Source organism: Saccharothrix sp. CB00851, assembly GCF_001905065.1.
Lineage (GTDB): Bacteria > Actinomycetota > Actinomycetes > Mycobacteriales > Pseudonocardiaceae > Actinosynnema.
In genome coordinates this window covers 75562-102471 of sequence record NZ_LWLC01000028.1, presented here as the reverse complement: position 1 = coordinate 102471, position 26910 = coordinate 75562, and the positions used below count along the sequence as shown (strand labels likewise).

General features: G+C 69.2%; 19 protein-coding genes. 8 read left to right on the top strand and 11 right to left on the bottom strand.

Features of this window, described 5'->3' with window-relative positions; genetic code table 11:
* Window positions 1-940: 940 nt before the first annotated feature.
* The 9 genes from A6A25_RS26500 to A6A25_RS26465 all read right to left on the bottom strand — a co-directional run bounded on the left by A6A25_RS26500 (window position 941) and on the right by A6A25_RS26465 (window position 12154).
* Window positions 941-1945: a hypothetical protein gene (locus tag A6A25_RS26500; protein WP_143193432.1), complete on the bottom strand. Its 1005-nt coding sequence runs from the start codon at window positions 1943-1945 to the stop codon at window positions 941-943.
* A 73-nt stretch (window positions 1946-2018) separates the two neighbouring features.
* Window positions 2019-3356 (bottom strand): serine/threonine-protein kinase, encoded by a 1338-nt coding sequence (locus A6A25_RS26495; protein ID WP_073894522.1) that lies wholly within the window; start codon window positions 3354-3356, stop codon window positions 2019-2021.
* Window positions 3357-3385: 29 nt separating this feature from the next.
* On the bottom strand, window positions 3386-6478 hold the full coding sequence (locus A6A25_RS26490; protein ID WP_073894519.1) for a hypothetical protein: 3093 nt from the start codon (window positions 6476-6478) through the stop codon (window positions 3386-3388).
* Window positions 6475-7152 (bottom strand): hypothetical protein, encoded by a 678-nt coding sequence (locus tag A6A25_RS26485; RefSeq protein WP_073894517.1) that lies wholly within the window; start codon window positions 7150-7152, stop codon window positions 6475-6477. The genes A6A25_RS26490 and A6A25_RS26485 overlap by 4 nt, the downstream gene beginning before the upstream one ends.
* Complete coding sequence (locus A6A25_RS26480) at window positions 7149-7601, bottom strand: hypothetical protein (RefSeq protein WP_143193431.1); 453 nt, start codon at window positions 7599-7601, stop codon at window positions 7149-7151. Before A6A25_RS26480 ends, A6A25_RS26485 begins: the two co-directional genes overlap by 4 nt.
* A gap of 86 nt (window positions 7602-7687) precedes the next feature.
* Window positions 7688-8899, bottom strand: a complete 1212-nt coding sequence (locus A6A25_RS26475) for a hypothetical protein (RefSeq protein ID WP_073894511.1) — start codon at window positions 8897-8899, stop codon at window positions 7688-7690.
* Window positions 8900-9380: 481 nt separating this feature from the next.
* Window positions 9381-9509 (bottom strand): hypothetical protein, encoded by a 129-nt coding sequence (locus A6A25_RS46450; protein WP_274534342.1) that lies wholly within the window; start codon window positions 9507-9509, stop codon window positions 9381-9383.
* Between the two features lie 298 nt (window positions 9510-9807).
* A complete protein-coding gene (locus A6A25_RS26470) occupies window positions 9808-10701 on the bottom strand; it encodes a hypothetical protein (RefSeq protein WP_143193430.1) in 894 nt (297 codons plus the stop codon).
* A gap of 244 nt (window positions 10702-10945) precedes the next feature.
* Window positions 10946-12154, bottom strand: coding sequence for a tyrosine-type recombinase/integrase (locus A6A25_RS26465; RefSeq protein WP_073894555.1), 1209 nt, complete (start codon window positions 12152-12154; stop codon window positions 10946-10948).
* 635 nt (window positions 12155-12789) lie between these two features.
* Between A6A25_RS26465 and A6A25_RS46920 the strand changes: the two genes are divergently transcribed.
* A complete protein-coding gene (locus A6A25_RS46920) occupies window positions 12790-13140 on the top strand; it encodes a DUF3024 domain-containing protein (protein ID WP_198932870.1) in 351 nt (116 codons plus the stop codon).
* A gap of 368 nt (window positions 13141-13508) precedes the next feature.
* Here the strand turns inward: A6A25_RS46920 and A6A25_RS26455 are convergent, their stop codons facing one another.
* Both A6A25_RS26455 and A6A25_RS26450 read right to left on the bottom strand, forming a co-directional pair.
* Window positions 13509-14705 (bottom strand): TRM11 family SAM-dependent methyltransferase, encoded by a 1197-nt coding sequence (locus A6A25_RS26455; RefSeq protein ID WP_073894505.1) that lies wholly within the window; start codon window positions 14703-14705, stop codon window positions 13509-13511.
* A complete protein-coding gene (locus A6A25_RS26450) occupies window positions 14702-15769 on the bottom strand; it encodes a hypothetical protein (protein ID WP_073894502.1) in 1068 nt (355 codons plus the stop codon). Before A6A25_RS26450 ends, A6A25_RS26455 begins: the two co-directional genes overlap by 4 nt.
* Before the next feature lie 597 nt (window positions 15770-16366).
* On the opposite strand from A6A25_RS26450, the gene A6A25_RS26445 reads away from it, so the two are divergent.
* The 7 genes from A6A25_RS26445 (at window position 16367) to A6A25_RS26415 (ending at window position 26907) form a co-directional block, all read left to right on the top strand.
* Window positions 16367-17371: a hypothetical protein gene (locus tag A6A25_RS26445; protein ID WP_241828927.1), complete on the top strand. Its 1005-nt coding sequence runs from the start codon at window positions 16367-16369 to the stop codon at window positions 17369-17371.
* Window positions 17372-17541: 170 nt separating this feature from the next.
* Window positions 17542-17889 (top strand): pilin, encoded by a 348-nt coding sequence (locus A6A25_RS26440; protein ID WP_380733819.1) that lies wholly within the window; start codon window positions 17542-17544, stop codon window positions 17887-17889.
* 521 nt (window positions 17890-18410) lie between these two features.
* The gene (locus A6A25_RS26435; RefSeq protein ID WP_073894493.1) at window positions 18411-19970 is read left to right on the top strand and encodes a hypothetical protein; all 1560 of its coding nucleotides are present in this window, start codon (window positions 18411-18413) and stop codon (window positions 19968-19970) included.
* Window positions 19967-21199, top strand: a complete 1233-nt coding sequence (locus A6A25_RS26430) for a PrgI family protein (protein ID WP_073894490.1) — start codon at window positions 19967-19969, stop codon at window positions 21197-21199. Before A6A25_RS26435 ends, A6A25_RS26430 begins: the two co-directional genes overlap by 4 nt.
* A complete protein-coding gene (locus A6A25_RS26425; protein ID WP_073894487.1) occupies window positions 21199-23124 on the top strand; it encodes a VirB4 family type IV secretion system protein in 1926 nt (641 codons plus the stop codon). Before A6A25_RS26430 ends, A6A25_RS26425 begins: the two co-directional genes overlap by 1 nt.
* A 51-nt stretch (window positions 23125-23175) precedes the next feature.
* Complete coding sequence (locus A6A25_RS26420) at window positions 23176-25785, top strand: type IV secretory system conjugative DNA transfer family protein (RefSeq protein WP_083668695.1); 2610 nt, start codon at window positions 23176-23178, stop codon at window positions 25783-25785.
* A gap of 57 nt (window positions 25786-25842) precedes the next feature.
* A complete protein-coding gene (locus A6A25_RS26415) occupies window positions 25843-26907 on the top strand; it encodes a replication-relaxation family protein (protein WP_073894481.1) in 1065 nt (354 codons plus the stop codon).
* Window positions 26908-26910: the final 3 nt, after the last annotated feature.

Below are 26910 nucleotides of genomic sequence, written 5' to 3'. Positions count from 1 at the left end.
TCGCCCGCCGCAGCCGCACCGGGTCCTTCGCGGTCCTGGTGACCCGCTGGAGCTTCCGGCCTTCCTCCATCGACAACGGCCTGACGAACACGCTCGGACGACGAGCCACGACCACCTCCCGCACTCGACATGCGGGACCAGCCTGACCGATCAACCCAGCCGATCGATTACCGGGTCAACCCTCCGAGACGCACCACTAGCGTGAGTTGCCACGGACCTACCTGGCACCGCCACCTTCCTGTCCACCATGACCAGCTCTCGCCTTTCCTTTGGTAGAGCTTGGTCGGGCTGTGGATCGGAGGGAGGTTGATCCAGTGGAGCAGGACCTGGTGCAGCGGGGTCTCGTCACTGCCGATCGACTGCCCGTGGACAAGTCCGCCCGCGGAGTTCCGTAGCAGACCCGCTACCTCGTACACGCCGTAGGGTTGGCGCACGCGGAGCTCGATGTCGGACTTGTCCATCATTTCCAACGCCCAGCGCGCTGGTGGTGCCTCATCGAGGTGCCAGACGACGTCGAGCTGAGACCCGCACCTCAGCAGGACCCGGCCTCGAAGTTCTTGACCGTCTGCTTCGAGCAAGGGCCCCTCGTAGAGCTGAATGTCCTCGCCCGGCTCGTTGAACGGGTGGGCGGGAACCAGTGGCTCCTCGCCGAGGCTTTCAGGTGCCGCAGTTGCCATTGCCCGATCCAACCAGGACGATCAGCGGACGCCGGAGAACGCGGGCAAAGAGTTCCACAGGCTCACCTCCACGTCGGACGTCGGTGAGGACGGCCAGTTACAGATCACCGATCTATTGGACAGCGTGGAGTGACGCGCAGTGCGGAACCGCTGCCGATAGAAGTCGGCTACTCGCGGATTCGCTTCTGACGCAGGATGCCAGTTTGCTGGTGGCCTCCGCTGCGGGCATCAGGACCGTAGGGCTCCCGTTCCTTTTGTTGCGATTACCGGAGCAGGCCCAGAGATCTCAATATGCGTCCGGTATCCGCCCCGTCGATGATCATGTAGGAGCGGCGGTGCCGCGCGTCGTGGGCGTAGGCGTCCATCATGCCAACCACGCTCGGCTTGATCTGATGACAGTGCTGCAGAACGAGTAGCTCCGCAGGCTCGGTGAACAGCCGGTCGATCTGGTCGCCATTCTTGCCCAGGGCCTTGACGTCCATGGCGCGAGGGTAGCCTGGTCCCTTGAACAGCCACGCGGCCGACACCTGGCGCCCGCGAGCGAACACTCGTGACGTGTAGAGGTCGGAGCGCTCGCCACCCCAGTCCTTCGGAACGTATGATTCGCCGATCAGCCCGGCAAAGGCGCGTTTCACCGTGTCCTCCGGCACCCGCAGGACCGCTTCACCCTCGGCCTCGGTGAGGGGAGATGCGAAGTCGATTCCGCTGAACTGGCCGATATCGCTGGGGTAAACCCGCGCTCCCGACGCGGAGCCTCCGGTGCCAAGGTCGTCATCGACGAACGACCTGATTCCGATGAAGGCCGGCCTGAGCTCGATTCGCTCTGCGCTGAGATTGGTGACCGTCCCGATCAGGTAGGCCCGCCTGTTCCCGGTGAGGCTGCCGGGTGCGGAGGAACTGGCGATTCTTTCCGCGTTGAATGTTCCGGTGACGCGCACCGGCTCGCCCGCGTCGAGCACCGCCGTGAAGCTGGTCGGTTTGAAGCCGGGGGCGTCGCGGTCACGGTCTCGCTGGAACGCGAACTCCAACTCAGTGCCGACGACTTGCCCCGCACGTAGGGCCTGCTCCAGGACGCGCCTCGCCAGTTCGCCGACTCCCAACGAGGAGAGCGCCTCGGCAAGTTCTGCGGCGAGCACGTAGGGCATCGCTGCCTCGGGATCGCTCCTGCGGGCCGCCCGCGCCCGTGCGGACTCCGTCCGCTGCTCTCCGAGGAGGGACTGAACCTGGTCTTGGTGCAGGTAGTACGGCTCGAGCGCAATGCGTGTCATCGGCAACATGATCCTTTCAGCTGAGGTGAAGCACAATTTCTGTGCCCGGCAGCGCTGGGACCGCGAGGAACGGTCACGGGATGTCCTTGAGCAGGTGGAGGAGTTCGTCCACGCCCTGCGGCCGGTCGGTTGGCTTGTGGTGGGTTGCCTCCGTTACTACAGCTCGCCATGGTCCGCTGGCGGGCAGCAGCGGAAGATTCTGCTCCGGTCGTTCCCCGGTCAGGATGGCTGCGATGAGCCGCCCGATGCTGTAGATGTCGGCGGCGGCCGTCACGTTGTGGGGGTTTCCGGACGACAGCTCCGGCGCGGCGAATCCTTCAGAGCCGAAGCCCGTACCGGTCCGGGTCCGGCGCGGAACGCTGGTTTCCCCTCGGGGCTGTCGGCCTAGCCCCCAGTCCGCTACGACCCACTTGCCGTTGAGGAGCAGGACGTTGGCTGGCTTGATGTCGCGGTGAATCCGGTCGTCGGTGTGTGGGCGGCGCAGTCCATTGCAGACTGCCGTGACGAGGTCCCGGAGGGCTCCTGTTTCCCGCTGTAGGCGTTCCACGTGGCTGGCGGCACTGCCATTCGCAAGCGGCATCACGAACCACCGCCCGTCTGGGTCGGAGTCCAGGACCGGCATGACGTTCGGGTGCTCTCCGTAGAGGTACCCGATGGAGATCTCGCGGCGCATGCGGTGTACAGCGTCTTCATCACCGTAGCGGAGCTGCTTCAGCGCAACGGGGATGCGGGTGTGTTTGTGCATGCCGCTGTAGACCGCGCCCTGACCACCTTCAGCGAGCGGTTCTTGGTCCCTGTTGTAGTCCGACTTCGTTCCGCGCTCGAGCCAGCGCACAGCAGCCCACGGCGCGGCCCCGCCTGTGTCGGTCATGGTGTCGTCGCTGAGAAAGGCGCGGGCGGCCTCGATGACGTGGTCACGGTAGGGCCCGTCCCGTTGTGTTCTGAGGATGGCTACCAGTGGCCCAGCGGCCGGATGGTGAGCGAGCTCGGCAGCGAGACAGCGTGCCTCGTCGTCCTGCGCGGTCCGGCGGGCGGCGCGCTGGCTGTTCTGCTCTTGTCGAGCCGCGTGCAGGTCAGGGTGAGGTACCCAGCCGCGGGGTGGCAGGACTACGCGAGCGTTGCGGAAGTCGCATTCGAGGGCGATGCAACCGTTGCGCGCAAGCGCCACGGCTATGTCTTCGGCGCGGTCGCCGAACGTGGTCACCGCAGATTGCCACCGTCGGGGGCCGTTGGTGGCGAAGGCCCACTGACTGTCGGTCAGGCCGCCTGGGCGGTGCGGTAGCGGGAAGCCTTCCGGTTCCAGAGTGACGCGCGTGATCTTCGGATTGCCGTTGCGGTCGGTGTTGTAGCTGCCGTCGGGTAAGGGGACGGCGTACGTGGTGAGGCCGGGGTAGACGCTGAGGTGGCGCATCGCGAAACCTCGCGGGAGGGGGCGGGCGGTCATGCTGGCTCGCGGTACTCGTTGCCGGCCAGCCAGGCTCGGAGCAGTTCGACACGCGGAGTGTGCTCGTCATGGCCGACGACGACGGGCTGCTCGTTGTACGGGCTGGAGTCTGAGCTGCGGCGCAGCTTGACGTACTGGCCGCAGGCGTCGATAGCGTAGGTCTCCATGTCGTCTTGCAGTGCCCCGACGACTGTGATGCCACTGTCCTTGCCAATCTGCCCGAGCAGAGCGACCGCCTCGCGACGGTGTTGCTTGCCGAGGTTGCGGCCTAGCTCGTCCAAGACGAGCACCAATGGGCGGCCGGTGCCGCTCGCAGCTGCGGCGGCACAGACGAGCTTGATCGCCCGGTCATCGATTTGTGCCGTGTTGGCCCGCCGGTCGTAGGGGATGTGGCGCCGCCCCTCGGCGCGCCGCCACATCGGCGTCACTGTCCAGCCCCACGCCTCGGTGGGGTGGGCTGGCGGCGGAGGCTCCTCGTATTGGAGCGAGGCCCCGTACCCGCCGTGGGCTCTATCGAGCCGGTCAAACTCGGCCGCGACGTCAGCCAGCTTCTTCTTGATGGCGGAGGTGAGCGCCCCTCGGTAGGCGCGGCCAGCCTGGACCGCCTCCTCGTGGCCGATCCGCGCAGCGTCGAGGCTCTTATGCCGTTCCTCGCGCTGAGTGGCAATCTGCTGGCGTTCGTATCGGTCGGTATCTTCCTGTTGGCGCAGGTAGACGTGAAGCGCATGACGTAGTGGGGCAAAAGCGGCCTGTGCTCGTCGGCTGCTGCCGGGCCCACGCTGGCTGGACTCTTCCATCAGGCCGTTGATTTCCGTCGGCATACTGCCCGATGCGCTGGGAGGGAAGCACTCGGATATCGCAGTGTTGATCAGGCCCCTGGCTTCCTCCCACCAGTCGTCGGCCGTCCAGGACTGCTGGTCGTCCGGCAGGGCGAGCAGATACTCGCCGGCAGAGTCGAGGGTGCCGTCCCAGTCGGCAATCAGTTCCGGAAGGCCGAGATGCGATTGTTCTTCCTCAAGCTTCCCACGCTCCTTACGCCGGGTCTCGTTCGTGCCGTCGAGGGTGGTCTTCTGACGCCGTAGCGACTCGATCTGCTGCTGGCGGATGCCTGCCAGGCGGAGCACCTCGTCCCGCTCGGCTTGCGCGGCACTGAGCGCCGGGGCGAGTTCTCCGCGTACTTCTCTGGCGGCCTCGTCCTTTTTTCGCAACCTGCCAGCCTGCACTTCCAGCTGGTCTGCCTCCGCTGCCGCCCGTGCGCCCTTTTGCCGACGCTCAGCGCTGGTTACCTTTTGCCTGGCGGTACTCTGTGCCTTGACAGCGTCCCGGTGCGCCGTGGACTTCTGGCGGACCTGCTCGCGGGCAGCCGCGATGCGGGCGGCGCGGCCGGTTGTGGGCTGGCTGAACCCGCCGACTACCACGATCCCGGCGTCGTCGTGGACCCGGTCGGGGTCGCTGTGGGCCGTGGTCCGGGCGTGAAGGGCTGCGAGGAAACCACTCACGTCGTACTCGGGATCGACGCTGCCCGGGAGCCTGCCGTGGGGGGCTGGCGAGGCCAGGTTGGCAGCGATCAGGATCGAGCCGGGTATGCCCGCTAGAAGTTGGCTGGCTCGGTTGAGCTGGGCTGAGTCCACGACCGCCGCCTCGCGGTAGGGCCAGAGGGCAGCTTCCCAGCGGGCCCGGTCCGGCTCGTCAAGGACGACAGCGTCCAGCAAGCCGATAGCGCCGATTTTCTCGGTCGCGAGGAGCTCGATCTGTTGCTGGGCCAGATCCCGGCCGCTTTCTGTGTCTCGCAGGCTTGATTCGGCGTCGGAGAGCGCCTTCTCTGCCACTCCGACCGCCTTGACCGCGTCTTCCAGGGCCGCGTCCGCTTCGGCGCGCTCCCGGTCAGCGGCCTGCTCGTCGCGTCCGTCAGCGTCGCGGGCTGCTTCCCTGGCCGCGCGCAGCTGGCGGTCAATGTCCTCGATCTGCTGTTCCAGCGTCGCGATCTGGTTGCCCAGCTCACGGTCGTCGCTGTCGAGCTTGATGAACGTGCTCATCGCGGCCTGCTGCCGTTGCGTGAACGCCTCGTCGTCGGCTAGCTCCGCCGCCTGCGTGCCTAGTTCTTGTGCCGTGCTGCTGTCCCGGTCGATCTCGGTGTCGATCCCGGCGATCTCGTGCTGGATATCGGCGTCGCGCTGGAGGGCATCGCATAGCAGCCGTGCCGTGCGCGACCGCCATAGGTCCGCCGCTTCCACGACGAGCCCGCGTGCTCGGTCCCGGGCGTCAATGCCACCCTCGATGATCTGGGAGTTTTCCTCCCAGTTGGCAAGGTCGGACTCGGCGTCGCTGGCCTCCTGCAGGCGGTCATACTCGTGGCGGCGTGCCTGACGTTCCTTCTCTAGCTCGATGTCGATGCCGGTGAGCGCAGCGATCGCCTCGAAGATCCGCCGCTCTGAGATTTCGTTCAACGGTTGGGCGAGCAGGTTCGGGGCGGCGCTGGCCCGCACCGACGTCGACAGGAACGACACGCACCGCACGTGCTCGCCGTAGAGGGTGCGCGGAAGGTCGCGGGCCGCCACGTCCTGCCGCCCGGCCCGCTGGGGCAGGGCTTGCCAGACAGAGTCAGCGGCCTGCTCCCGCTCAGCCTCGCTGTTCCCAGCGGGTAGATGCAGCCCGTCCTGCCAGCGCAGCTTCAGCCGGGGACCTTTCTGGCTACTGCGGTCAATCCGTATCCACACGGTCAGGGCGCAGGCCTGAAGCTGATCGAGGGTCCCGGCGGCAGGAGCGAACACGCCGATGAGGTACCCATGGTCGGCGTTGCCCCAGCGGTCTTCACCGCCAGCGTCCTCGGAGTTGAACAGTAGGTCGACCGCGGCGGGCGCGCCGGAGCCGAATCGCCACTGCTCATCGGCATGCAGCAAGCTGATCTGGGCTAGCAGCGACGACTTCCCCGCCCCATTGGAGTCCTTCGGCCCCTGCCCGGCCACGGCTATGAGAGTGCCGGCGGCAACCGGGATGGGATGCGTGGACAGCCGGGAGATTCTCACGCTCTGCAGGCCGACCAGGACGCGGTCACCGACGATGTCCTCTCCTTGCGGCGTGCCGCTCATGAGCTGCTCCTTGGGGAGGTCGTCACTTCTGGGCGGCCCAAACTCCGGCGTACCGTGATCGCCGTAGCGAGCGCTGTATCCGGGCCTACGGCCAGGATCAGATTCTCCTGCAGGCGCCTCCGCGCGGCTGGAGTGAGCCGGCGCAGCGCCGGCCCGGGGACGTACGAGGCGCCAGCCATCTCTGAATCGGCGCCGCGTACCGAGCGGACCAGCCCGGCCGCACGCAGCCACTGCAGAGCATCGGACAGGCGTCGCTGCCCGCGAACTTGCGACAGCTTCCGCAGATGGGTCGGTGTGGTCGGATGGGTCGACTGCCAATCGTCGCCGGCCAGGTGACCCTCTGCCCGGGGGATCGCAACGGAGTGGATTAGCACCAATACCAGTGCGGCCCGCTCCAGCGGCGGCAGAATTCCCCAGCCGTTTGCCGCGAGTACCGCGGCGATGTCGTCCCGGTATCCCGATGTCCACAGGTAGGCGCCCGCGTCGACGAGCGTACGGCCGGTCCTTCGCAGCATCTGGTCAAGCAGATGACGCAGCGCCGCATCCCGGAGTGCGGGCAGTGCGGCCTCGCTGGCGGGCTCGCTGCCGTACTCAAGCGCGGCCCACGCCGAGACCAGCGCGTCGCGCTGCTTATCACCGAGCGGCTGGAGCAGGTCATCGAACAAGCCGCTCACCGGTCCGGCTCCCGGTCAGGTCGCGGGAGTGGCAACTCCCGGCACAGTTCCCGCAGCACCGGGAGGTCCTGGTCTGGCCATGTGGCCACCCTGGGACCAAGGCAGACCCGCTGCGCGTCGTCATCGATATCCAGCCATCGGCTGGCATTCAAGCGGCGGAGCGCCCCCACCCCGAAGCGGTGCAGCACCTCTTCCCCCCGTCCGGGCGTGAGCTGGTCCACCACGTCTAGCACCTCGCGCATCGTCGCTGGCCGCCCCGGCCACGGGCTTCCCTGGATATCGGTCCAGCAGCAACGGAGCGCCGCGGCCAGGACCCGGCTGGTCTCGTTCGGAAATTCCACCGGGAGCACCTGCATCCGCAGCTCACGCAGCATGGCCGGTGTCACGTCGTCGGGCGGGCGGGGCAGCAGCCAACAGTGCTCACCGCCCCGTCCCACCAGCCGCAACATGCCTGCCGGGGTTCTGGTCGCTGACGGCACACGCAGCGGCCCCACGGCCCGGGATCTCGCCCACCACAGCGCTGCCTCTGGATTGCTCACGCGGGCCTCCGTACTCGCTCGAACACACCAGGGGTAAGCCACGAGGGCACGCTCCTTGGCCGTACCTGGACCGGGCCGGACCACGTCAGCCGGTAGCCGAGTCGGTCATTGTTGCTCGCGGCGACCAGGTCGGCCAGTACGCGGCGTGCCGTCACCCAGTCCGTGTCCGACAGCAGTTGCTCGACCGCAACAGAGTCTCCGCCGCTAAGGACCTCTTCGGCGATTCCCGTCAGTCGCTCAGCTTCCGCGTCGGACCACTCTTGCGAGGGCCGCTCATCACCATCGGGAACCCGGGAACGCGGCGGTGTCGAGCGGCCGCTGGTCGGCTGCGACCTCCCCACAGCGGCCTCCGCCAGGTCGGCGACGTCGTGCCATGGGGAAGGTGCGTCAAAGACCTGATCGGCCAGAACTGCCGCGAGCTCGCCCACAGTCGCTCGCCGCGCGAAGCGCTTCCACATTTCGGGCGGCAGCAGGTTCAGCGCCCGTGAAGTTCCCGCTGCGGCTATCAAGCGCGCCGACGCGTTCGTCGAGGCATCTCCGTAGGCGGCGATCGCCGAGCGCAGTTCCCCGCACAAGCGGCTGAGCTCGGGCCAGAACTTCAGCAGGATCTCATGGACCGCTGACGCCTGGTCGATCAGCGACTTCGCGTTCCACAGCAGTGGGGCGCGCTCCCGCAGCGCTTCGACGGTGCCGCCGATGGTCAGCGCCACGAGCTCGGCGACCAGGAGCCGCAGCGCCGTGGTTACCCCGACGACAACCTCAAGGGCTTCCTCGGCGGTACCCTGCCCGCCCTCCAGCCTGGTCTTCTCCATCGTTAGGAGTTGGTGCAACTCTGACTGACCCCCGCGGGCCAGCATCCGCTGGACGAACAGCATTGACACATAGCTAGTGAACGAGGCCCGGTACTCACGCTGGTAGGGCCTATCAAATGCAGGCTGTATCGCGCCGAGCTTCCGTAGGACGCCCAGGCGGTTCTCGATTACGTCGTCCGGGAAGGCGGCGCATGCCGCCTTGATCTGTTCAACTGTCAGACCGTCCTCACCCGCGCGGGCAAAGGCGGCAAACAGCGTATCCGCCAGTTGGAATAGGGTTGCATCATCGATCGCTGCGTCTGCCTTGCGTGCCAGGACAGCCACAATCTGCTCAAATACAGAAACGACGGCCTGCTCGGCTGCTACTGCATCCAGTCCAAACTGCTCGTCCACCACAGCCTCACTATACAGAGTCTAATTCGTATTGATTGGTTGAACTGGCCTCGTGCAGGCTCTTAATCATTGCGGTATGCCGGGTGGATGAGGTGCTCGCAAGGTGATTGGTTGACGCCCCGCGAACAGCCAACGCGGGAGCGGACCGGTTGCAGGCCGGTGCGCGCATCGCCGAAGGCGAGAAGACCGAGGTGATCGCCGCTGAGCTGCGGGTGGGTGTGCGTCAGGTGGAGAAGTGGCGCCGGACGTGCTTCGCGGCCTCGGCCGACAGTTGCGTGAGCAGGGGTGAGGCCTTCGGAGTGGTTGACGAAACCCCTGGACGTCGGCGGGCGGTTGGCGCGACACCGGCGTGGAGTCAGCCCAGTGCGGTGGAAGTGCACGCCCCCGTTCACGTCACGGCCGAGCACCACGTCGTCTGCGGAACCGCTCAGCTCGTTGCGGGACTCATCGTCACCGCGTGCGGCGTGCTCGTTCACGACGTGGGTCAGCCGGTCGACGGCAGTCGCCGGGCCACCTCTCGGTGGAAGAACGCGCCGAGTTCCTCGTCCCGGTCGTACAGGTCGGCGACGAGCGCCTTCAAGCGCTCGACCTCGTTGGGGACGATGCACTTCACCGCTCCGTGCAGCAGGGATTTCCCAACCGTTTCTTGCACTGGGTCACTAGATCAGCTTCTCTGGCGCGACTCATGAAATTTCCTTGCAATTGGCGTAGTCTCGAAAAGGGTACGTGGTGCCGCTGGGGCCGGACAACTCTGATCACCTCACCGTAGAGCGTAGCGATCGCTATTCGCGCTCAGTCCGCAAAAATGCGGCTACTTCAGCAATGGCCTGTATTCCGCTACCGTGGGTTCTCGACCGCAGAGTGCCGCACATCACGGTAGATCGACTCGTCGCGCTGGAGGTAGTGTCGTTTCAGCGTCGAAAGCCGCGATTCGGATCGCGTTCTTCCAGTGAGTAGAACCGTTCGAACAGGTACTCCAGCTCTCCGGGTGCGGCGGGGGCGTGCTTGGAGGACAGGTAGCCGATGTGGTCGGTGTCCTCGAACAGCAGGTCGTAGAGGACGTCGAAGTCGTAGTCGTACGGTGTGTCCGGCAGGCCTTGATCGAGGTCGTTCAGCATGTCGCTGTCGGTGTGCATGGCTTCGGCGTCTTGGATGATCAGGTCCAGGGCGATCTGTTCGGCCATGTCGTGGGGTCGTGGTTCGACGCCGTCGTGCAGGTCGTCGACCAAGTCGTCGAACGCTCGTGCCATGCGGCGGACGAACTCGGCCGGCTGGCGGCGCATGATCGCGGGCAGGAGTCTGAGTTCGTCGGCGGACGGGTTGCGGTCGCTGATGTGATCGGCATGGTCGAAGTACTGGTCGGCGAGTACCGAACCCGCGGTGGCCAGGAGGTGGGCGGTACGCGGCGTCAGGTCGGGCGGGATGCAGTTCTCACACCCTGCCTCTTCGCAGATCGCGCAGTTCTGGCAGTCGTTGGCGCAGTCTTGGCAACTGGCGCATTTGCCCGGTGTGCAGGCGGTGGTGGGGAACAGGAGGATGCCGTCGATGGGATCGCCGTAGACCCGGTGTGCCAGGGGCGGCCGGCCCCATTGGGCGACCTCGACCGGGTCGATCGGTAGTTGCCGGATGGCGGCGACGACGCTGTCGGGCATGCCGACCAACGCGGCGTCGAGTCGTTCGGTGTGGTTGCGTCGGCCGAGCAGGCGTGAGTTGAGTGCGTCGGCCAGGCGTCGTGCGGTGATGGCGTCGGAGACGGTGGCCAGAGCGTGGAGTTGGGTGTGGCCGGGGCTGCGGGTGATGGCCATGACGCGGTGCTTGCTGGCCGTGTGGTGTGGCAGGAACGCCTCGTAGTGCGGGTCGTCGAGCGGCACGGTGTTCTCCGGATTGCGCAGGTCGACCAGGCCTGTCGTCGGCACGTGCCGACGACAGGCCTGTCAACGAAAGTCAGGGTCCGCGCCGGTGGTCCGGGTGCTTCCGCAGACCCCGTGGCGCAAGGGCGACGCTAGCAGAGTCGTCCCGGCGTCGCACCGGAGAAGCAGAACGCGGTGCTCAGGCAGCGGTGCGCCAGCCGCTGTCGGTCTCTTGGTCGCCAAGTTCGGCGATTGCGTCGGTCCATCGCTTGTGCAGCGCGGCCATCAGCCGATGTTCGACCTCTGCGGCGACGTGGGAGTAGGTCTCCTGGATCTTGTCGGGGAGCTTGTGGCCGAGTCGGCGGGATTGCGCGACTTCGGGCATGGCGTCGGCGATCATCCAGGTCTTGTGGCTGTGCCGTAGGCCGTGGAAGGTCAGCCCGGGCTTGATGGGGCGGGTGCGCACGCGGGGTTCCCGGACAGTGTGGTTCCCGTCGGCGGCGGGTCGCATGGCGCGGCGGGCGAAGTTGCTGCGGCGGTGCAGATCGCCGCCGGGGGTGACGAACACATGAGGGTGGTCGTGGGTGTCCAGGTGTTGCCGCAGCAGCGGTAGCAGGAACTCCGGCAGTGTGACGGTGCGTGCCGACTCGGCGGTTTTCGGTGGGCCGAGCCACAGCTTGCCCGAGCTGGACTCGTGCAGTGTGCCGATGTCGGGGTCGACGACGAAGCAGCCGTCGTCGAGATGCAGGTTGCGGCGTTGCAGACCGATCAGCTCGCCCCAGCGGGCGCCGCTCCATCCGGCGGTGAGGATCAGCAGGCCACCTCCGTCGTCGTAGTTGGCGGCGACCTGGTCTGCGATCAGGATGACTTCCTTGGGCATCGCCCAGACCTTCTCCGGTTGGCGGCGGGTGCGGCGTCCGCGACCGCGCCGGTGCGGCCGGATGGGGTTCGCCGCGAGCAGTTTCCGTCCGGTCGAGTCGGTTTCGTCGGCCGCGTCGGCGAGCATGAGCGAGAGGACTTTGATCGTGTCGGAGACCGTGACGTCGGCGAGCCCGCTCTGCCGCAGGGTCTTCGCCCAGGCGTGGACCTTGAAGTTGGAGATCTCGGCCAAGGCGAAGGCGCCCCAGCGGGGCAGGATGTGGCGGCGTAGCTTGCTGCGGTAGTTCTCCTCGGTGCGCAGGTCGACGTCCAGGCTTTCCAGCCACGTCTCGGCCCAATCTGCCAGCGAGATGGGCGTGTCGGCCTCGGGTTCGGTGATGATTCCCTTGCGCTGTGCGGATTCCATGTCCTCGGCGTGGTTATCCGCCGAGGACTTCGTGGTGAAGCCGGTGACGGAGCCGATGCTGCCGTCATCTTTGAAGTAGCGGACCCGCCAGGACCGTTTTCCGCTTCTCTCTACCCAAGCCATGATCACCCTCCGATGGTGTGGGGGTCACGAATGCGACAGCAGCATGGACGCTCCATAGCGCGGAAAGGGCAAGGGTTCTCAGGTAGGAACTTTATTTAGTGCTTATAGGACTCGGTCTGTCGCTGTGGCTGTTGTGAAAGAGGACCTTTCTCATCGCCTGTAGGTGCGCCTGCTTTGTGGTCGTGCGGGTCGCGTGCCTGCCTCGACGATCGCTCGGAGATCAGCATCGGAGAAGCGGAGATGCTTGCCGAGGAAGGTGCAGGGAACTCGTCGGAGGCCGGCTTGTCGGCGGAGCCAGGACTCCTTGACCGTCAGGATGTCGGCAGCCTCCGCAGGGGTGTACAGCTGCGGGGGGCCGTCGGGTCGTGTCTCGACACGGCTCCGCTGATCCGTCTCGGGTACTTGCATGACGGACTCCTTTCGCGCGCGCTCAAGCGGCACATTCCCCGCCGCGTCTACGCATTGCTGAAAACCGGTCCGCAGCCGGCCCGGCAAGAACTGCACGAGGCCGCCATGAGGCCGCCACCGAGGCCGCGTGAGCAGCCACCGCGCAGGCGGATTCCACGCGCCGGGCGCCCGCAGCCCGACCACGGTCGGCTGCGGGCCGCCCGCCGTGCTCTGCGACCATCGGCGCCATGGCTGTCCCGGACACCCACCTGCGTCAGATCGCCCGCTGGTGCGAGCAACGCATTCCCGAGCACGCCCGCCACCAGGTCCGCGTCGAACACACCGTGCGCGGATCAAACGTGACGATCCTGGAAGTCCGCGCACCGTGGCGAGAAGACTTCGGACCCGAGTGGACCCGACGACCGATCGCGCAGCTGCGCCACGACGGCACCCGCTGGTGGCTGTACTGGCCCGACCGCAACACCCGATGGCACTTGCTGCAGGACGTACCCCGCCCAGACCTCGCCCGCCGCACTGCTGGACGTGATCGACGAACCCGGCCGCGCATTCTGGTAGCCAACCTCGCGAACCAAGCTTGACATTGAGACAGGGAAACCGGCGGGGAGCACCTCGACCGGCTCGACCGGGTCGATCGTGGTCCAGTCGATGGTGCGGGTGTCGCCGAGGTTGGGGCTGCCCGGCATCCGGGCGGCGAGGATCTGGGTGATGTGCGGGTCGAGGTCGGCGACCCAGGCGACGCGTCTTCCGCCGAGCGCGGCCAGCCCGCCGAGGTCCAGTCCGCCGTGGCCGGTGCAGAGAGAGCCGACGACCGGTCCCGGACTCCTCATGCCACTGGACGCCTGTGGGCTGGCCGTCCGCACCGCTCCCGCCGCCGTCTTGATGACGGCGACGAGGGCGGGGACGGACTCGCGCCCCGACCGAGCTCGGATGCGGCGTGGCAGTGTGGTCATGCCGCCCAGCTCTTCGGCACGCCCGAGTGGTCCTTCGGGTTCCCGGTGTGTCGCGCTCGGTCGGTGAGGAAGCGTCGCGACTCGTGGCGGTCCGTCGAGATTCCTGAACCCGCCGACCGGCGCAACGTCGTGCGGAAGACCAGTACGTCCTCATGTGCGATGAGGTGCAGCGGCAGTCCGGCTTCGCGCTGTTTGCGGATGAAGTCGCGTTGGAAGAAGCTGCCGCGCGCGACGAGGTCGGTCTCGGCCGCGCGCGCCAGCAGTGCGACGCAGCGCTCGACGGGGACCAGGCCGGCGTGCAGGCCGCAGGCCAGGATCTGGGAGGGCAGGTCGATGAGTTCGGAGTGTTCGCGCCAGGGGCGGATGGTGATGGCGATGTGCCCGCCGGGTCGCAGGTAGGTGGTGAGTCCGGCGAGGATGCGGGTGAACCCGGCGAGCAGTCGGTGGTGGCCGATGTTGGCGAGGTTGCCGCGGTCGAGGGTGTTGCCGTAGAGGTGGTGGTACTTCTGCACCCCGACGCCCGGTACCGCGGACACCTGCCCGTGGGTCGACGGACCGTATGGCGGAGAGGTGACGACCAGCGCCGCCTGGCCGACGTACTCGGGCGGTAGCAGCGATGCGATCTGGCGGGCGTCGCCGTGGAACACCCGGCCCTCGTGCCGTGCCCCGGCGTCGCGGGCGAGCGCGAGGTTGGCGCGGGCGACGTCGACCCAGTGCGGTTCGTACTCGATCCCGACCGCGCGGCGCTCGGCGTGCAGGGCTTCGACGAGGGTGGTGCCGATACCGCACATCGGGTCGAGGACCAGGTCGCCCGGTTCGGTGTAGTGGTCGATCGCGTGGGCGGCGACGGCGGGCAGCATCTTGGCCGGGTGCGCGGTCGACTCGGCGACGTAGCGACCCTTGCGTTGTGCCGCCGGGGAGGTCTGTGCGGTCGTCCACACCGACACCGCCGTCTCGTCCGCCGAGGTGCCGATGGCGCGTTCGGGTGGGACGTCCGTGGTGGGGTCGAGGTCGTCGATGACGGCGCGGAGAATCCGCTGGGTCGCTCCGTCCCCCAGGTTGTTCCCGTGGTCCGCGACCGGGTCGAACGCGGTGTCGGACAGGGCGCGCGGGAAGCGGTCGTCGGCCACGGGCGTGCCTTCCTGGCGGTGGGTTCCGGACTGGGTAAGGTTCGGGCGTTCGGCTTTGGTCATCGGATGACTCCGGTGTCGAACGCCGCGTCGGCCGGTGCGTGGCGGGGCGGCTCGTAGTCGTGCGGCTGGGCGAAGACGAGGACGTCGGAGTGGATGCGTCGATGCGGCGCGGGCAGCCCGCGCACGGCTGTGCGGTGGCGGGCGAGCACGTCGTCCCCGGCCGCCGCGCCCACGGAATCGGTGAGCGGTTCGGAGACGAACCGGCCACCGCGCACCGGCGTGTGCAGGGCGACGATGTGCTGGAGGTAGAGCAGGTCGGCGTTCTGCGCGGAGGCCACCGCCGCGCCGGTCGGGTCGATCAGTTCACCGCCCGACCAGTCGCAGTGCGTGAGTACGACGAGGATGCCGCCGACCCGCAGCAGCCGGGCCGCGACCAGTGCCACGAGATCGGCGGCGTGGTCGCCGCCGTGCTCTGGACGCAGGCTTGTGATGACCAGGTCGGTGTCCGTCGGTGGGGAATCGGCGCCGTCGAACAGTGCGCCGCTGAGGTCGGAACCCGACGACGAGGTGACGGGCGGGGGCGATCCCTTGGGGGCCCCGACGAGATCGGCCCAGAACGGTCGCGCACCCGGACCGGTGGCGGTCGGGTCCACCGGGACGCGCACCGTGCGGGCGCTCCGGCCGAGGCTCTCGACGGCGGCAAGTGCGTCGGCCAACTCGTTGTCCGGCTCAGCCTGTGGGGTGCGGCCGCTCACTCCGTCCGCGCCGGCCGGCATGGGCCGCAGACGGTCGCCGGGTGTTAGTAGCACGACCTGTCCGCCGGGCTCGCTGAACGAGCTGACGATCTTGCGGATGATCGGTGCCGGCCAGGCCGTGTCGAGGTCGATCGGAGCCGGGCCCGCGGTCCAGACCGTCGCCGGTGTCGGCGTCGCGGCCGGGCCTCGCGACCATGATCCGGCGCGTACGGAGTGGGGCTTGGCGGGGCTGATCCTGGTGGTGGTCGGGGCGTTCGGGTAGGGGCGGCGGTCCCCGCTCAGGCGGTGGCCGGAGCGGGTGCTCGCGGGGTGGGTGGAGTCGTTGCGTCGCTTCGGGCCGCGGCGCGCGGGGTGGTCGGGTTGGGTCATGGATTCCTCGCAGAGCCGTGGGATGCGCCGCGATATGCGGCGCTCTCGTGCACCCCTCGACTCCGAAATGCGCACCCTTTTTCAACAGCCCGTACCCGAATTTCTTCGGGAATCTTCACCGGGTTCCATGGGGGAGCTCGGAAGGAGGCTCCCGCGTGCGCCCGCGCGGAAACCGGGGAACGTCGCCGCGAGTGAAAGTCGACGACGCAACCTAGACAGGCTTCTCACACCTGGGCATGAAGACGTATGTCAGGTCCGCGACCCGGACTGTCGATCCGCCACCGGATCGCCACCACATCGCCACCAAACCACTGTTTCGGCAGTTCAACCGCTATTACCGCTGATCACTGAACGATCTTGAGTTGTGGTCCAGACGATCACCGGGAGGGGTGTCAAGTGATCTCGATGGCGGCTCGCAACGATCAGTGAAGATCGCCCGTGGCGGATCGGAGGTCATTCGGGGGCGGTTTCGTGGCGTTTCGGTGGACGTGATCCGGCTTCCTTGTCTGGTCGCTGTTCCTCGACCACGCAAGGAGCCTCGCCATGGCTTCGCACCATATGTTGGACTGCGTTCCTTTCGGACGCGATTGTCTGCCGTTGGACGCCGCGCGGACGGCGTTCGAGTGGCTGGTCACCGGGCCGGATCCGGTCTCGGTCGAGGGCCGGTGTTTCCCCGGTCTGCCTCGGCGTCGGGTGCCCTTGGACGAGCTCCGGGACCTGCTGCTGGATCCCGCCCTGCCGATGTCGACCGTGGACCCGGTCTGGGTGCACCTCGTCACGCGCTCCCGTGACGAAGGCGACCCGTGGACGGTGGGCTGTGTCGGGGTGGCGCTGCCCGCGTTGTTCGCCATCGCCGGCGAGCTGTGCGCGCGGTTCGCCGACGACCACCACGACGTCCACGCCGCGGTGTTGACCGGGTTCCTGTCCGAATTGGCCCGCGTGGACCTGGGCAGGCCGTGGGTGATGTGGCGGCTGCGGTGCGCGGCGTTGCGCGCGGGACACCTGTTCGTCCGCGACGCGCTGGAGCGGCCGGTGCCCTCGGATGAGGACTTCCACTCCGGCGAGCCGACCCTGCCGTGGGGGCACGAGGACTTCGTGCTCGCCCGCGCGGTGGCCGAGGGTGTGATCACCGGCGAGCAGGCCGAGCTGATCGGCTCCACCCGGCTGGAGCCGGAGTACACGCTGCGCCAGGCCGCCGCGGACCGGGGCGTGAGCTACAAGGCCGTCGAACAGGTCCGCCGCCGCGCCGAGCACAGGCTGGTCGCCTGGCTCGCCGAGCAGGCCCCGCACGACGACCCCGGCGACCGCCGCGAACGCGATGTGGAGATCCGCGCGGTCAACGCGGCGACGATCACCGCCGCCGCCCGCGACGCCCTACATCCCGCGACAAGGCAGCCCGACAAGTCACGCAGGGTGGCCACTCCTGGTGGGAAGACGTCAAAGAAAGTCCGGGCACGCGTGTTGAAAAACGCGGCGAAATCCGGAGTCGAGGGCTGCGGGAGACGAGCAGTCGCTCCCGCGCACACCACCCCGCCCGACCGCCCGACCGAGACCACCCGGCGGCCGTCGAGCACGACTCCGGAGGCCCCGCGATGCGCCTGACCCGTTCACCCCGTCGCCGCCGATCCGACCGCCGAAACAGCGACCGTCGACCGCGAAGCGGACCCGTCGCTCCGCCCCGCGCGACGGCTTCACGCGCCTGCCACGGCCATTCCCGCACCTTGCGACCGGCTGGCAGCACGCCAGCCACACCTCCGATGTGTTTGGCTCCGGTGCGGCGGCGCATCACTGTCCCGCACCGGCTCTTGGCGATCATCGGGCTGCTCGCACTCGTCCTCGTCCTGCACGCGTCGTCGGCTCACGCCGACGCCGCCGTGTTGGCGGTCGCGGGCAGCGTCGACGAAGTCCTGACCAACATCCGGAACTGGTTGATGGGCATCCTGGCCGGGCTGGCGACGGTGTTCCTGACCGTCGGTGGCGTGCGTCGGGTGTTCGGCGGCGGCGATCCCGGCGAGCAGGAGAAGGCGAAGACCGCGTTCAAATCCGCCGGCATCGGCTACGGGCTGGCCGCGCTCGCCCCGCTGGTTGTGTCCGTGCTCAAGGGCATTGTGGGGGCCTAGCCATGGCCGCCACCGCACCCACCGTGTGCCCGCGCTCGTGGCCACCGCTGGGCGAGCCTCCCACCTCCGTCCGGGCCGGGATGTCGCCGGTCGACCGAGTCGACACCGCGCAGCCGTCGATCAGGCGGCGACGCCGCATGGTGTGGACGTTGGTGGCCGGTGTGGTCGCGCTGCTGGGATGCACCGTGGTGCTGTCCGCGTCCGCGCAGCCGACCGCACCAGCTCTGCCGCGTCCCGCTCAACCGGTCGATCCGTGTGCCGGTCCGGGACCGTATCCGGTGCCGTGCCCGCCGTCACCGACGAGCCCGCTGACCGTGGTGCCGTCGACTGCGGCGCCGTCGAATCCCTGTCTCACCCCGCAACCCGGACAGCCGCTTCCGCCCGGATGTCTGCCGCGACCGACGACCACCTCGTCCCTGCCGTCCACCACCCCGACGGGCACCCCACCGGTACGTCCGGAGGGGCCGCAATGCGGGATTCTCAACCCGAGTGCGTGCGTCGGCGAGGGCATCGCCGGGTTTTTGCACCTGCTGGTCGGCGAGTCGCTCAACACGCTGTTGGGTTGGGTCGGCGGCACCCTGCTGTCCACGCCGACCTTGGCGGACCTGCCCAGGGTCGGGGAGATCTGGGAGCAGTCGAGGCTGTTCGTGGTGGCGGTCTACTCGCTGCTGGTGATGCTGGCCGGGGTCCTGCTGATGGGGCATGAGACCGTGCAGGTCCGCTACTCGGTCCGTGAGATCGCACCGCGCGTCGTGGTCGGGTTCCTGGCCGCCAACCTCAGCCTGGTCGTCGGGGACCACGCCATCCGGCTAGCCAACGCCGCGACCCTGGCGGTGCTCGGCGACGGGCTGGACCCGCAGACCTCCGGGCAGGCGGTCACCGAACTGTTCGTCAGCCTGGTGGCCAACTCGCTGGTGACGGGTGGGCTGTTCGCCGGCGCGTTGGCGGTGGTGCTCACCGTGCTGCTGGTCGGACTGCTGGTCGGCTACGTCGTCCGCGTCGCGCTCACCGTCATCCTGCTGGCCGGGGCGCCACTGCCGCTGATGTGCCACGGCCTGCCCCAGACCGAGGGCTTGGCGCAGTGGTTCTGGCGTGCCGGGGCCGGGGTGCTGGGCATCCAGGTCGGCCAGAGCCTGGCGCTGATCTGCGCGTTGAAGGTGTTCCTGCAGCCCGGCGGGTTCCACTTCTTCGGTGCACCGACACCCGACGGGCTGGTGAATCTCATAGTTCTGATCGCGCTGGTGTGGATCCTGGTGAAGATCCCCGGCTGGGTGATGCGGCAGGTCCAGATCGGCGGCGGAGGACGCCGCTCGTTCGTCGGTGGGCTTGCGCACGCGTTCGTGTTCGGCAAGGCGATGAGTGCGCTCGGCGGCCGAAGCGCGAGTGCCCGTGCCGCGTCCACGGCCGGCGGTGCCGGCCGGGGTGCCCGCACGCCGCGCGAGCGTGACCCGATGTGGCCCGCGCCGATCCGGGAGTGGGGCGGCGTCGGCGGCCTGTTCACCCCCGAGGCGATCGGGCGTCGCCTCAACGCGCAACGCGACCAGGAGTTCACGCGGCGGCGCACGGTGTCCGGACAGCAGCACCTGCCATTCCTCCAGGCCACCCCGCAGACGACCACTCACGACCTGGCCAGTTGGGTACCAGCGGGCAGCGCCACCACGCCCGAGTTCCGGACCGCCCCAGCCTCCACTTCGGCCTCCGACACGGCGAATCCCCTGCCGCGCCCGGTCGGCACCACCGCGGCCCCCGCGTTCCGCGCTGCGGGACAGGACGCCCGCCACCGTCCCGTGCCTCCATCACGGACCCGCACCGCACCGCCGGAGCTGCGGTTCCGGCCGGCCACCACCGACGCTCCCGCGCACCCGATCCGGGCCACCGGCCGGGCCGAGCCGCCGGTGTTCCGACCGGCCACACCCGAGACCGGTGCGCACGGCCGCCGAGCCAGGACCCACACCCCGGCACCCGTGCTGTTCCGGCCACCACGTCCCGCTGCCGGTGCGTCACCGACTCCACCACCGGCGGCTCCGGTCGACCGAGGCGTCCCACCGGTACGTCCTCGACCAGGAGGTGAGCGGTCGTGAGCCAGATCGTCCGGATTCCCGCCGATGTCGACATGCACGATCGCGTCCTCGGCCCGTTGACCGCCCGCCAACTCGCCATCCTCGCCGCCGCCGGCGCGGTGCTCTACTTGATCTGGACGACCACCCGAACGCTGGTGCCGATCCCGGTGTTCGCAGCGTTCGCCGTCCCCGTCGGCGCGGCCTCGGCGATGCTCGCCCTGGGCCGGCGCGACGGCGTGCCGATGGACAAGCTGCTCCTCGCCGCGATCCGCCAGCGCCTCGCCCCACGGCACCGCGTCGCCGCACCCGAGGGCGTGCGCCCGGCACCTGCCTGGCTCACCCCGAACGCGGACCACCCCGTGAGTCGCCGTAAAGGCGGCAAGGGTCGAGCACCGCAGCCCGAGCAGGTCTCACCCTCGGCCCTGCGGCTACCGGCCGAGGCCGTCACCGAGACTGGCGTGGTCGACCTCGGCAGCGACGGCCTGGCGGTGGTCGCGGTCGCCTCGACGGTGAACTTCGCACTGCGTACACCGAACGAGCAGGAAGCACTCGTCGCGAGCTTCGGCCGCTACCTGCACTCGCTGACCGCCCCGGTGCAGGTGCTCGTGCGCACCGAACGGCTCGACCTGTCCACCCAGATCGCCGAACTGCGCGAGCATGCGGGCGGCCTGCCGCACCCGGCGCTGGAGGCCGCCGCGGTCGAGCACGCCGACTACCTGGTCCACCTCGGCCGGCAGTCCGACCTGCTGCGCCGTCAGGTGCTGCTGGTGCTGCGGGAACCGCTCGGCATCGCCGCCCCGACCGATGGCTTGGGCGGCCCCGGCCCGCTGGCGGTACTCGGCCCGCTGGCGGGCAAGCGCCGCAAGCAGACGGGACAGGTCGACGCCGGAACTCGGCGGGCGGCGGAGTCACGTCTGGTGCGTCGCCTCGGTGAGGCGATCGAGCTGCTGTCCCCGGCCGAGATCGTGGTCACCCCGCTGGACGCGGGGCAGGCCACGGCGGTGCTGGCCTCAGCGTGCAATCCCGACAGCCTGCTACCGCCGTCGGCAGGGCTGGCCGGCGCAGACGAGGTCATCACCACCTCCGGTACCGACCTGGTCGAGGACGACCAAGACAGTCCGGCCGACAGCACGTTTCTCACCACCCCGACGCCTGGCGGTGCGTCGTCCGGGTGGGGCGAGGACGTCGACGACTGGGACCACGAGGACGACGACTACGCCGATTACGAGGATGAGAGAGGTCGGTCCTGATGGCCTTCCGCGCACGACGCAACCACCGTTCGGCGGCCTCGGTGGCGGCTGCGGCGTTCACTCCCGACGCCCTGGCCGTGGCCGCGCGGCACCTGGAGGTCAGCGGCGAATGGGTGTCGAGTTTCGCCGTGGTCGGGTTCCCGCGCGAGGTGCACCCCGGCTGGCTGTCCGCACTGCTGACCTACCCCGGCCGCCTGGACGTCTCCGTGCACATCGAGCCGATCGACCCGGCCACCGCCGCGTCGCGGTTGAAGAAGCAGTTGGCGAAGCTGGAGGCCGGCCGCCGGCACACCGCCGAGCACGGCCGCCTGTTCGACCCTCAGGTCGAGGTCGCCACCGAGGACGCCTACGACCTGTCCTCCCGCGTCGCCCGCGGCGAGGGCAAACTGTTCCGGGTCGGGCTGTACCTGGCCATCCACGCCGGCTCCGAGAAAGCGCTGGCCGACGAGGTGGCCGCACTGCGGTCGCTGTGCGCATCGCTGTTGCTCGACGCCAAGCACACCACCTACCGATCGCTGCAGGGCTGGGTGTCGACCCTGCCGATGGGCCTGGACCTGATCGGCATGCGCCGCACCTTCGACACCTCCGCGCTCGCGGCGGCGTTCCCGTTCACCAGCCCCGACCTGCCCGCGCCCGACCCGACCAGCGTGGCCGCACCGTCCGGCGTGCTCTACGGCTACAACGTCGGCTCGCAGGGCCTGGTGCACTGGGACCGGTTCGGCGACGGGATGCACAACCACAACTCGGTGATCCTCGGCCGATCCGGCGCGGGCAAGTCCTACCTGGTGAAGCTGGAGCTGCTGCGCTCGCTGTACCGGGGCATCGAGATCGCCGTCGTGGACCCGGAGGACGAGTACGCCCGGCTGGCTGTCGCGGTCGGCGGCACCTACGTCCACCTCGGTGCGCGGGGCGTCCGTCTGAACCCGTTCGACCTGCCCATCCACACCCGCGCCGACGGACGGCGCACCGCCCCGAAAGACGCACTCGTTCGCCGGTCGCTGTTCCTGCACACCGTCATCGCCGTGCTAATCGGAGACGAGCCGACGGCGGCGGAGCGGGCGGCGTTGGACCGGGCGATCGCGGCGACCTACCAGTCGGTGGGGATCACCGCCGACGCCCGCACCTGGACCCGGCCGTCTCCGACGCTGCGCACCTTGCGGGACCAGCTTGCGCGGGCGGGCCAGGCTGGCGATCGGGCCGCCGCCGAACTGGCGGCGAGGCTGCATCCGTTCGTCGAGGGCGCGTTCAAGCAACTGTTCGACGGGCCCAGCAGCGTCAACCCCGAGGGACACCTCGTGGTGTTCAGCCTCCGGGACCTGCCTGATGAGTTGAAGGGGATCGGCACGCTGCTGGTCCTCGACGCGGTGTGGCGGAGGGTGTCCAACCCGGCGATCCGACGCCCGCGGCTGGTCGTGGTGGACGAGGCGTGGCTGCTGATGAAGGAAAAGTCGGGAGCCGAGTTCCTGTTCCGCATGGCGAAGGCGTCCCGGAAGCACTGGGCCGGGTTGACGGTCGCCACTCAGGACACCGCCGACGTGCTCGGCAGCGATCTGGGCAAGGCGGTCGTGGCGAACGCAGCGACCCAGGTGTTGCTGCGGCAGGCGTCGCAGGCGATCGACGAGATCACCCGGACTTTCGACTTGTCCGCCGGGGAGAAGCAATTCCTGCTGTCGGCCGATCGCGGGCAGGGCCTGCTGTCGGCAGGGACGCAGCGTGTGGCGTTCCAGAGCGTGGCTTCGCCGACCGAGCACTACCTGGTCACCAGTGACCCGGCCGAGCTCGCTGCCTACGCCGACACCGCCGACACGACGGACGAGGCCGAGGCCGCGTTCGTCGACCTGGGCTTCGGTGACGAGCTCGTGCAAGCCGACGGTGACGAGTTCGGCTCCGGCGAAGAGGACCACATCAGCCTTGACGCCGCCTGACCCTGGTCCGCGCCTTCTCGTCGCTCTTCCACCTGTTGTGGAGCAGAACCCATGCTGCCTTGGATACCGGCTGCCTTCCCGCAGCCACCGGAACTGATGTCCCACACCGGCTCCGATGCCGCGCGGACGTACACCGCGCTCGCGGCGGGCTGGCTGGAGGACTACCTGCGCGACCCCGGCGGCACCCTGTTCGCGCTGTTGGACCGGCTCCGCGACCTTGCGTTGACCTGGGGCCCGAGCGCGGCCCCGGTGCTCGTCGTTGCCGTGACGGCGACAGTGATGGGCCGGCGGTGGTGGGCACGGCGCTGCCACGAGCTACTGGTCGCAGATGCCCGTCAGGTGACCGTCCTCGCTCCGCCGGTGGTCGATCCCGCAGGCGGGGCAGCGCTGTGGTCCAACCTTGTCGGCCTGCTGCGGCCGGGTTGGCGGCGTGCGTTCACCGGGCAGCCGCACGTCGCCTGCGAGTACGTGTTCTCCGAGGCCGGAGTCGCGATCCGGTTGTGGGTGCCCGGCGTCATCCCACCCGGCCTGGTCGAGCGCGCGGTCGAGGCCGCTTGGCCAGGAGCGCACACCCGCGTCGGACCCGCCCAGCCGCCGTTGCCGGCACCCGGTGAGGGGCAGCGGCGGCTGGTGGTCGGCGGCGAATTGCGGCTGGCCCGCCCCGAGGCGCTGCCCATCCGGTCGGCGTTCGACGCCGACCCGCTCCGCGCGTTGATCGGGGCGCCGATCGGGCTCGCCCGTGACGAGTACGCCTGTGTACAGGTCCTGGCCCGGCCGGTCACCGGCCGCCGGGTCCAGCGCGCCCGCCGCGCCGCCCGCCGCGTCCACACCGGCGGTTCGGCGCGCCTGGCCGGTCGTCTGCTGGACGCGGTCACCCCCGGCGCGACCAGCTCGGGCCGCTCCGCTGCGGCCCGGACGACGACCGGGGCGTCGCACCACGACCCGCAGACCTCGCTGGAGTACGCGGCGCAGAACCGCGCCATCGTCGGCAAACAGCGCGGCAGCCAGTTCGAGACCGTCGTGCGCTACGCCGTCGCAGCCCTGCTGCGCTTCGACACCGACGAAGACGACATCCGTCAGAGCCGTGACGTCGCCCGCGGCCGTGCCCACGCGCTGGCCGCGTCGTTCGCCTCCTATACCGAGCACAACCACTACACCCGCCACCGGCTGCGCCACCCCGGCCGCGTGATCGACTCCCGACGGCTCGGACACGGAGACCTGCTGTCGGTCCCGGAGTTGGCCGCGATAGCCCATCTGCCGACCGACGAGGCCATCCCCGGCGTCCAGCGCGCCGGAGCCCGCGCGATCGCACCCCCGCCCGGCATCGCCACACCAGGCCCGCAGGCCAAGCCGATCGGGGTCACCGACACCGGCCACGAACGCTCGGTCGCGCTACGCGTGCCCGACGCCCGGCATCACCTGCACGTCATCGGCGCGACCGGCTCGGGCAAGTCGACCCTGCTGGGCAACATGATCCTGGCCGACGCCGAAGCTGGCCGCGGGATCGTGCTCATCGACCCCAAGGGCGACCTCGTCACCGACGTCCTGTCCCGCCTGCCCCGCTCCGCCGCCGACCGAGTGGTGATCTTCGACGCCGACAGCAAGACCCGCCCACCTTGCCTGAACCCGCTCGATGGCGGCGAGACCGACCTCACCGTCGACAACCTCGTCAGCGTTTTCCGCCGGGTGTATTCGGCGTTCTGGGGACCGCGCACCGACGACGTCATGCGCGCCGCCTGCCTCACCCTGCGCACCCAGCAGGGTGTCGCCACCCTCGCCGACCTGCCGAAGCTGCTGGCCGACGAGGCATTCCGCAACCGGGTCACCGGCGGGATCACCGACCCCGTCCTGCGTGGATTCTGGTCCTGGTACTCCGAACTCACCGACTCCTCCCGCTCCCAGGTCATCAGCCCGCTGATGAACAAGCTGCGCGCGTTCCTACTCCGGCCGTTCGTCCGCGACGCCATCGCGGCCGGCCGCTCCACAGTGGACATGGGCCAAGTCCTCGACGGCGGGATCTGCCTGGTCCGCATCCCCAAAGGCTCACTGGGCGGGGAGACCACCCGGCTGGTCGGGTCGCTGGTCGTCGCCCGCACCTGGCAGGCCACCACCGCACGGGCCCGCACCCCGCAACGCCAACGGCGAGACGCCTCGTTGGTGATCGACGAGTGCCATAACTTCCTCCACCTCCCGTACCCGATCGAGGACATGCTCGCCGAAGCCCGCGGATTCCGGGTCGCGATGACCCTGGCACACCAACACCTCGGCCAACTCCCGCGCGAACTGCGCGAGGGCATGTCCACCAACGCCCGCTCGAAGATCTTCTTCAACGCCTCGCCGGAAGACGCCCGCGAACTGTCCCGCCACACCGCTCCGCGGCTGTCCGACCATGACCTCGCCCACCTCGGCGTCTACCACGCAGCCGCCCGCCTCGTCCTGGGCGGCGAGGAAGCGCAACCGTTCACCCTGCGCACCCAACCACTGCCGCCCGCGATCCCCGGCCGCGCACGCGAGATCCGTGCCATCGCTCGCCGCACCCTGCGCAGCCCCACCGCCAGCACCATCCCGCCCACCCTCGGTCCGCAGGTCCAGCCCGCATCCGACGACCGACCGGGCCAGCCCGCCACGCGCCCACGCAACGCCGACCCACGCCGCCACTGACCGGCACAACCGACGAAAGCCCTTCTTTCCAGGCAGGTGACCTCCCGGAGGCCCACAGTGATCACCAACCCGACCCGTCAACGCACACTGCGCGGCACCAAAGCAACCCGACCCACCCCGCGCGCGGCCAACACCGCCGAGCACCAGGCCGCACTCGCGTGGCGGCTCACCCCGCGTGACCGGTGGATCATCCGCATGGTGCACGAACACCGCGTGCTCACCGCCCACCAGATCACCGCCCTCGCGTTCCCCTCGTTCCGATCAGGTCGAATGCGTCTGCGCGAGCTGTACCTGTGGGGCGTGGTCGACCGGTTCCAGCCCTACGTCACCATCGGCACCGCGCCGATGCACTACGTCCTCGCCCCCGCCGGCGCCGCCGTGCTCGCCGGCGAGGACGGCCTGGACGTCAAGGAACTCGGCTACCGGCACGACCGCGCGTTCGGGGTCGCCCATTCCCTGCGACTCGCGCACACCGTCGGCGTCGCCGAGTGGTTCACCGCCCTGGTGGACCACGCCCGCCACAGCGACCCCGATCACCACACCACGCTGACCGCCTGGTGGTCGGAGACCCGCTGCGCACGCCACTTCGGCGACCTGATCAAACCCGACGCCTACGGACGCTGGACCACCCACGGAACCGAGACCGAGTTCTTCCTCGAATACGACTTCGGCACCGAGGTCCTCGCCAAGCTCACCGGCAAGCTGGCCGGCTACGCAGCCCTCGCCCACGCCACCGGCATCACCACCCCACTGCTGGTGTGGCTGCCCACCTCACGACGCGAAGCCACCGCCCGCCGCCTCCTGCACCGCGCCTGGCGCGAGCTCGACGACCCGCACTCAGTTCCGGCCGCCACCGCCGCGGCCGAACTGCTCAACCCCAACACCTCTCATCCCAGCCCTGCCGATGAGGTCTGGCTGCCACTCGACGCCACCGGTGGCACGGCGGGGCCTCGCAGGGCGCTGCACCGACTGCCCGACGCCTGGCCGCACCTCCCACCACCCACCGACAACGACCCCGACCGCGAAACGACCACAGGATCGGACACCCCGACGTTGATGGCCCCGGCGCCGCCCCCGATGCCCCCGGCCACCCTCACGTACGCCCAGCACTGGCAGCGGTGATAC